A 7,412-nucleotide genomic window follows, 5' to 3' on the forward strand; every position below is an offset into this window, starting at 1 on the left:
TAAACACCAGGCCGATAAATAGTGCACCAACAATGGCACCAATGACGAACTGCGTTTGAAGCAATGGACCGTACACATAGATAAAAAAGGGCCCGACGAGCAAAAGGATCGTAAAGAGTATGTACAGCAAATGTTTTCTCAAGCCCAGCTTGTCAGATAAGTAACCAAACAGGGGCTGCATGATCAAGGCGACGATGGAGTTCGCCGCATATAGAAATCCTGTGTAGGTTTCTGAAATCCCCAGGCTTTGTCCCAGCCAAATGACAAAAAAAGACATGGCGGCAGACCATGTAAACAGATAAGCGAAATTAAAAACACTTAGAGACCAGTAGTTACGTTTTGCTAAATTCATGTTTAAGCACCCCTTCAAATTGTAGCCGCTCAATGGATTGCATACGTCTTTAAACATTGTCTGTACTATTCATTGTAAGGATGACTGCATTGAATCCATAGGGTATTTTCCCAAGATTTCCTGTGCTTATTGCAATCAATTGCTAGATGGGGTATACAGAGCTTTTATTATCTTGTAAGAATTAAGTCCTACGTGTAAAATTATTCATAGTCCATTAGGCTCATTTAGTAGGAGGAGAAACATGATAAGAAGTAGAGTGGTTCCTTCGCAAGTACAAAGTTACTTGAAATCGTGAACGTATATAGAGTATTGTGTAATGACGAGTTGTCGCAGCCAACTTCTTGAATAACGTTCCTACACCGATCGGGGAGGGGGGGCAGATAGCTAACCCTACCTGGTGCTGCTATGCCCTATTAAGATGTACTACACAAAAAAATGAAAATGAATGATAACAAAATGTTGTGATTTCATGGTTGGAGGATTTATTATGTCAAAAAGTGTTTCTTCGTCCTTTATTATTATTATAGGGTCGATGCTATTTGCCTTATTTTTTGGTGCAGGGAATCTAATCTTTCCACCTATGCTGGGTCAACTGGCTGGCCAGAATGTATGGATAGCCAATGCGGGTTTTTTGGTTACCGGAGTTGGTTTACCGTTACTAGCCGTTACAGCCTTTGTCTTTTCGGGCAAAAGCAACTTGCAAACTTTAGCGAGTCGTGTACATCCCGTATTTGGTATTGTTTTTACAACGGTTCTTTATCTAGCCATTGGTCCTTTGTATGCAATTCCGAGAACCGGTAGCGTGTCTTTTGAAATTGGAGTAAAACCTTTTTTTTCTAACCATACAGATCATCCTGTCGCACTTTTTGTATTTACTATTGTCTTTTTTGGAATTGCATGCTTGTTATCACTTAACCCTACAAAAATTATCGATGTCATCGGGAAATTTTTAACACCTATTAAATTGACATTCATTGGAATACTTGTAGTTGTAGCTCTTATTCACCCCATAGGAGCATTCCAAGCACCGGCCGAAGGTTATACTTCGCACGTCTTTTTCAAAGGCTTTCAAGAAGGGTATTTAACATTGGATGCTCTTGTAGCCTTTATTTTTGGGATTATCATTGTGAATGCCATTAAGGAAAGAGGAGTTACTAGCAAAAAAGAGCTGATGATTATTTGTGCCAAATCGATAACCATTGCGGTTATCCTCTTAGCTTTTATCTATACGTCTCTTGCCTATATGGGAGCTTCCAGCGTTGAAAAACTGGGTGTTTTAGAAAATGGTGCTGAAGTGTTAGCCAAGGTTTCCTCCTATTATTTTGGATCTTACGGTTCAATTCTATTAGGCTTAATGATTACAGTAGCGTGTTTAACGACAAGTGTAGGGCTTATTACGTCCTGTTCTTCCTTTTTTCATACATTTTTTCCTAATGTTTCTTATAAAAAAATTGCACTCTTGCTATCTATATTTAGTATCATTGTAGCCAATATAGGTTTAACACAGCTCATTAAGGTTTCAACGCCAGTGTTAATCGCAATATATCCTATTGCTATTTCTCTAATATTTTTAACATTTTTGCATTCCGTATTTAAAGGAAAGTCAGAAGTATATCAAGGCAGTTTGATTTTAACCTTTATTATTAGTCTATTTGATGGTTTGAACGCTGCGGGAATAAAAATCAAAGTAATTAATGACTTTTTCACTGAGTTTCTTCCATTATATGATGTGGGATTAGGCTGGTTAATTCCCTCTGTTGTAGGTGGAATAGCAGGCTATATACTTTACTATATTAAGCGAAGAAAAATTGTCCTCATACTTATGAAGCCAAAAAAATAAAACAAAAAGAACGGACGGAGAACTTGATTTTCCGTTCGTTCTTTTTTTGTAACTTCTTTACTGACTGTTATACTCATCAAAAACTTATATTTCAGTCTGTTATATAAGGGACAGAAAGCGCCTGATCTGCATCATATTGCTTGCGGTATTGTGAAGGCGTCAGGCTGTTCCATTTTTTAAAGGTTGCAATAAAATAGCTTAGATTCTCAAAGCCAACATCCAGCGCAATATCAACTACTTTGCGGTCACTTTGCTCCAGCAGCCTGCAAGCCTTCTGAATCCGCTGATAATTGATATATTCAATGGGACTCTTCTGCACCATCTGCTTGAAAAAACGGCAAAAATGCCCTTCACTCATCCCGATCTCATCTGAGATTTCTCGCAAACGAATGGGTTCATGCGCATGACTGTTGATGTACGCTAGTGCTTTTTTGATCCGTTCGACCTTGTTGCGTTGACTGGCCATAATCACGTCCTCCCCGTTAGCTGGAGTCATGTGCGGAAATAGGCAGGCGATTATGTTATAAAGCTGCGCTTTGGTCGCTAGTTCACGGGCAGGCGCATTCTGTTCATGATTGGTGATAATGCATTTCAACGCCTTCAGTAGCTCCTGCTCCCAAGGGTGCGCACCGCGAATGTGAGGGGGAGGGATGAGCTTTTTATTGATAAATGGTTCAATGAACTGTGTCTGCACTGTATCATGCGTGCGGCTGTGCAGCATGTCGGGGTGAAATACCACCGCAGAAAATACACAGCGGCTTTTTTGTAAATAACCGGCGTGGAGCTCGCCGCTGTTTACAAAAAGGGCTTCACCTTCGCTAACCTCTGTATAGACCATATCCGTCTGAAATATGGCGCTCCCCTGTTCCACGACAATAAACTCCATTTCTTCATGCCAATGGGACTCCAATATACTATTACCGTTCAACTGTTCTACGCTAGGATATACGCTGACCGGATACATGGGATTGCCGTGAATGCGGTTTTCTCGTAACATTTCCCTTTGCATTTCAATGATCCCTCTCTACAAACTGGTTTATATAGAAAACATCAAAATATTGATACTAAACATCAAAATAACGGAAGTAAACCCTTACATAAATCAATATTATTATAGTAAGGATTTCGAAAAAATCCAATAAGCAATATGAATATGGGATCAAGAAATATAAAAGTCGAGATGGAGGAAGCGACAGATGAAATTTACTGATGGCTATTGGTTGGTTCGCAAAGGCTATGAAATACAAAATCCTGCAGATGTCCGTGATATTGTTACGGACGATGCTTCCATGACGGTATATGCAGCAACCCACCGGATCGAGCACAAAGGGGATACGCTGAACGGAGCGTTACTGAAAGTGACCTACAGCTCTCCCATGCCGAATGTTATTCGGGTGCGTCTGAACCACCACAAAGGACGCGTGCAGCATGGGCCGGATTTTGAAATTCACACCTTGCCGACAGAGGTGGATATTACGGTAGGCGAGGACGTAGCGGTGCTGAAAAGCGGCGATCTAAGTGTGCGAGTAGGTCGTGGAAAGGGCTGGGACGTAGGTTTTTATGTCAAGGATCGTAAAGTTACAGGTAGTGGACATCGGGGACCCGGCTACATTACAGACCCACAGGACCGGCCTTTTTTCCGGGAACAGCTGGAGCTGGGTATCGGGGAGTATGTATACGGTCTCGGAGAGCGTTTCACTCCGTTTGTGAAAAATGGTCAGGTCGTTGATATCTGGAATGAAGATGGCGGGACTAGCAGCGAACAGGCATACAAAAACATTCCATTTTATTTATCCAATAAAGGGTACGGTGTATTCGTCAATCATCCGGAAAAGGTGTCCTATGAGATTGCCTCGGAAAATGTTTCAAAGGTACAGTTTAGCGTTGCTGGCGAATCGTTGGAGTATTTTATTATCGGGGGGGCCAATCCTAAGGAGGTATTGGACAATTATACCAAGCTGACAGGCAAGCCTGCATTGCCACCGGCCTGGACCTTTGGTTTGTGGCTGACTACTTCGTTCACGACCGATTATGATGAAGCGACAGTAAATCATTTTGTGGACGGGATGGCTGAGCGAGATCTGCCACTCTCGGTATTCCATTTTGACTGCTTCTGGATGAAGGAATACCAATGGTGCGATTTCCAGTGGGATCAAGAAATGTTCCCAGACCCGGAAGGGATGTTGCAGAGATTGAAAGCTAAAGGGCTCAAAATTTGTGCCTGGATTAATCCGTATATTGCAGAAAAGTCCATATTGTTCGATGAAGGCATGGAGAATGGCTACCTGGTCAAAACAGCCGATGGCAGTGTGTGGCAATGGGACATGTGGCAGGCGGGAATGGGGCTGGTTGACTTCACGAACCCGGCTGCTGTCAAGTGGTACCAGGATAAGCTGAAGGTGCTGATCGATCAAGGCGTGGACTGTTTTAAAACTGACTTCGGTGAACGTATTCCAACAGATGTAGTTTATTATGATGGCTCTGATCCCATGAAAATGCATAATTACTATACGCATCTGTACAACAAAGCTGTGTTTGATGTGCTGGAGGAAAAGCTGGGCAAAAATGAAGCCGCATTATTTGCACGTTCTGCCACAGCCGGGGGACAACAGTTCCCGGTTCACTGGGGCGGAGACTGCTCGTCCACGTATGAGTCGATGGCAGAATCATTGCGAGGCGGGTTATCGCTTGGCTTGAGCGGTTTTGGCTTTTGGAGCCATGATATTAGCGGCTTTGAACTAACGGCTGCGCCGGACTTGTACAAACGGTGGGTACAGTTTGGACTGCTATCCTCCCATAGCCGGCTACACGGAAATGTATCGTACCGTGTTCCGTGGCTGTTTGACGAGGAGTCAGTCGATGTAGTGCGCAGCTTTACCAAACTCAAGTGCTCGCTGATGCCACACCTGTATGCTTCCGCTGTGGAATCCTCAGTGAAGGGACTGCCAATGATGCGGGCTATGGTACTGGAATTTCCGCAGGAACCTACCTGCGCCACGCTGGATTTACAATATATGCTGGGGGATTCCATTTTGGTAGCCCCGATCTTTAATAAAGAAGGCAATGTACAGTATTATGTGCCAGAGGGTCAGTGGACGAATTTGTTAACGAATGAAACTGTTGCTGGCGGCCGTTGGGTCAACGAGCATCACGATTTTACAACCTTGCCTGTGCTCGTAAAACAAAACACATTACTGGCAATCGGTCATGAGGATCGTCATCCGGATTATGATTATGCTGATCAAGTGGCACTTCATTTGTTTGAGCTAGGTGAGGGACAGCAGGCTCGCACGGTCATCGTGAATACGTCAGGCGAAGAAGAGCTAACAGTTACTGCCAACCGTAAGGATTCTGTCATAACGGTGAAAGCAGAAGGGGCTACCAAACCGTGGTCGTTAGTATTGCGTGGTATCCACGAGGCTGTTCAGGTGGAGGAAGGCAGCATTTTGGCCGGAGAACAGGGTGTAATCATTACACCAGCCTCCAGCGGACAGCAAGTGCTCACTATTCATTTGAGCTAGGCTAGACGTTCATCTGTGAATGGATAGATTATAATGTGGTGATTATATTGCGAAAAAAGGGCTAGCCTGATATAAATCAGGCTAGTCCTTTTTGATGTTGTCTCTGTAGAGAATGTCCTCAATTTTAGCTTGATGTCATACCCTATGGATTCTCTTGAAGTAGTAGTGGTACAAGGTACTGCCGGAAAATATCCACAGGAGTTCGTTTCTTTTTAAATTTATCAGCTGTGAGGACAACGACCATGTCATAAGCCGGAACGACAATAATATATTGCCCACCAAAGCCGAGTGCATAAAAATAGTCTATTTTCGTTCCTGCTTTTCTCTCATCAGAAAAGGAAGAAGTCCACCAATGACAGCCGTAGTAAGCTTTTTGTGGTTTGGAGGCTGGAAGGAATGGACGGGTCGAATATCGGACTGTCTCTGTCTGGATGATCTGCCGTCCTTCCCAGCTTCCTTGGTTCAGATAAAGTCGTCCGAATTTGAGCATATCCAGCGGTCTGAGACTCAGTCCAAATCCTCCGGTATGTGTACCTTGCGGATCGGTTTCCCAATGATATTTATCGATCCCGAGTGGTTGGAATAAGTGCTCCTCGGCAAATTCAGCAACTGCTTGTCCAGAGGCAGAGCGCAGCAAGGTGGCCAAAAGTTGAGAACAGCCAGAGCTATACTCCATTCGCGTACCTGGTATATCCGATAAGGGCTGTGAAAGCACAAATTGTACCCAATCGGACGTTTTGCTCATGGTAGGAAATGAATTTTGTCCCCCGAATTCTGTCCAGTTAAAGCCAGCAGACATCGTCAACAGGTGTTCAATCGTAATATCACGCTTTCGAGCGTCACTGTCTTTACCCAATTGGGGGAAAAATTCAAAGATCGGTGTCTCGGGTTGGGGTACCAGTTGTTGATCCATAGCAATACTCATTAATGCGGAAATCACGCTTTTAGTACAGGAATTTATTTTATAGAGTTCATTGGCCATTTGAGGCTCACGGTAGTAATCCATGATCCTATGCCCTTGCTGCTCAATAAGGCAGCTACGGGTTTCCAACTCGTTAAGCACGTGAATAAGTGATTTGAGCTCCAGACTTTTCATGCAGATCCTCCTTGAGGCTTATAGCATACCATTACTTAGTATATCATTTTTAAACATCCGAATCTGACATGTACAAACGGAGCTTAGTTCTTTTCATTTCCCTAATTTGAATTTTTTTGTTTTTTGATATTAAACAACATATATATGTTCACGAAATAGACATAAATATATTTAAAAATCTATACACTTTTTTCAGTTTCATTTAACAAAACACAACAATAAAACGATATATAGTAAGTTGAACATTTTATTTTGAGACAACTGGGGGACCAATTCATGAACTTAACAATTAAAGCCAAAATGATTCTCAGTGCGATACTGATCCCAAGTGTGATTGCCGCTATGCTGCTGACCAATTACATTTTAAGTGTACATAGTGAGAACGAGTACAAAGATATTATGAATCGTGAAGAGACGATTGCGTATAACTCCAAGTCACTTCAATTTTTGTTAAATGGGATATCCAATGATGAGCGGGCATATTTGCTGACTCGTGACGAACAGTATGGGAACGAGATCGGGAACAAGCAAAGTGAGGTTGCAAAGCTGTTACAGGAGACAGAAGCTCTGCTCAATACGGGTACTGAGGATACGAAAAAGAAG

General features: G+C 42.9%; 6 protein-coding genes. 3 read left to right on the forward strand and 3 right to left on the reverse strand.

The annotated features are described in order from the left end of the window. Positions 1-352 (reverse strand): MFS transporter (locus tag AC5V8P_RS21105; protein ID WP_495473831.1); only part of this gene is annotated, 352 nt, incomplete at its 3' end. Positions 353-839: 487 nt separating this feature from the next. Between AC5V8P_RS21105 and brnQ the strand changes: the two genes are divergently transcribed. Further along, a complete protein-coding gene (gene brnQ / locus AC5V8P_RS21110) occupies positions 840-2,192 on the forward strand; it encodes a branched-chain amino acid transport system II carrier protein (RefSeq protein ID WP_063209105.1) in 1,353 nt (450 codons plus the stop codon). Positions 2,193-2,283: 91 nt separating this feature from the next. Here the strand turns inward: brnQ and AC5V8P_RS21115 are convergent, their stop codons facing one another. After that, on the reverse strand, positions 2,284-3,201 hold the full coding sequence (locus tag AC5V8P_RS21115; RefSeq protein ID WP_064798155.1) for a helix-turn-helix transcriptional regulator: 918 nt from the start codon (positions 3,199-3,201) through the stop codon (positions 2,284-2,286). Between the two features lie 187 nt (positions 3,202-3,388). Between AC5V8P_RS21115 and yicI the strand changes: the two genes are divergently transcribed. Further along, positions 3,389-5,713: an alpha-xylosidase gene (gene yicI / locus AC5V8P_RS21120; protein WP_064798154.1), complete on the forward strand. Its 2,325-nt coding sequence runs from the start codon at positions 3,389-3,391 to the stop codon at positions 5,711-5,713. A 142-nt stretch (positions 5,714-5,855) separates the two neighbouring features. On the opposite strand, the gene AC5V8P_RS21125 is transcribed toward yicI, so the two are convergent. Then, positions 5,856-6,809, reverse strand: coding sequence for a serine hydrolase domain-containing protein (locus AC5V8P_RS21125; RefSeq protein WP_064798153.1), 954 nt, complete (start codon positions 6,807-6,809; stop codon positions 5,856-5,858). A gap of 276 nt (positions 6,810-7,085) precedes the next feature. On the opposite strand from AC5V8P_RS21125, the gene AC5V8P_RS21130 reads away from it, so the two are divergent. Further along, the coding region (locus AC5V8P_RS21130) for a CHASE3 domain-containing protein (RefSeq protein ID WP_495473832.1) at positions 7,086-7,412 on the forward strand (327 nt) is incomplete at its 3' end.

The sequence above is a fragment of the Paenibacillus sp. N119s genome (assembly GCF_059447605.1).

Bases quoted from the DNA above. Each gene is read 5' to 3' on its own strand.
- yicI (WP_064798154.1), top strand. From the start codon at position 3,389: ATGAAATTTACTGATGGCTATTGGTTGGTTCGCAAAGGCTATGAAATA.
- AC5V8P_RS21115 (WP_064798155.1), bottom strand. From the start codon at position 3,201: ATGCAAAGGGAAATGTTACGAGAAAACCGCATTCACGGCAATCCCATG.
- AC5V8P_RS21125 (WP_064798153.1), bottom strand. From the start codon at position 6,809: ATGAAAAGTCTGGAGCTCAAATCACTTATTCACGTGCTTAACGAGTTG.
- brnQ (WP_063209105.1), top strand. From the start codon at position 840: ATGTCAAAAAGTGTTTCTTCGTCCTTTATTATTATTATAGGGTCGATG.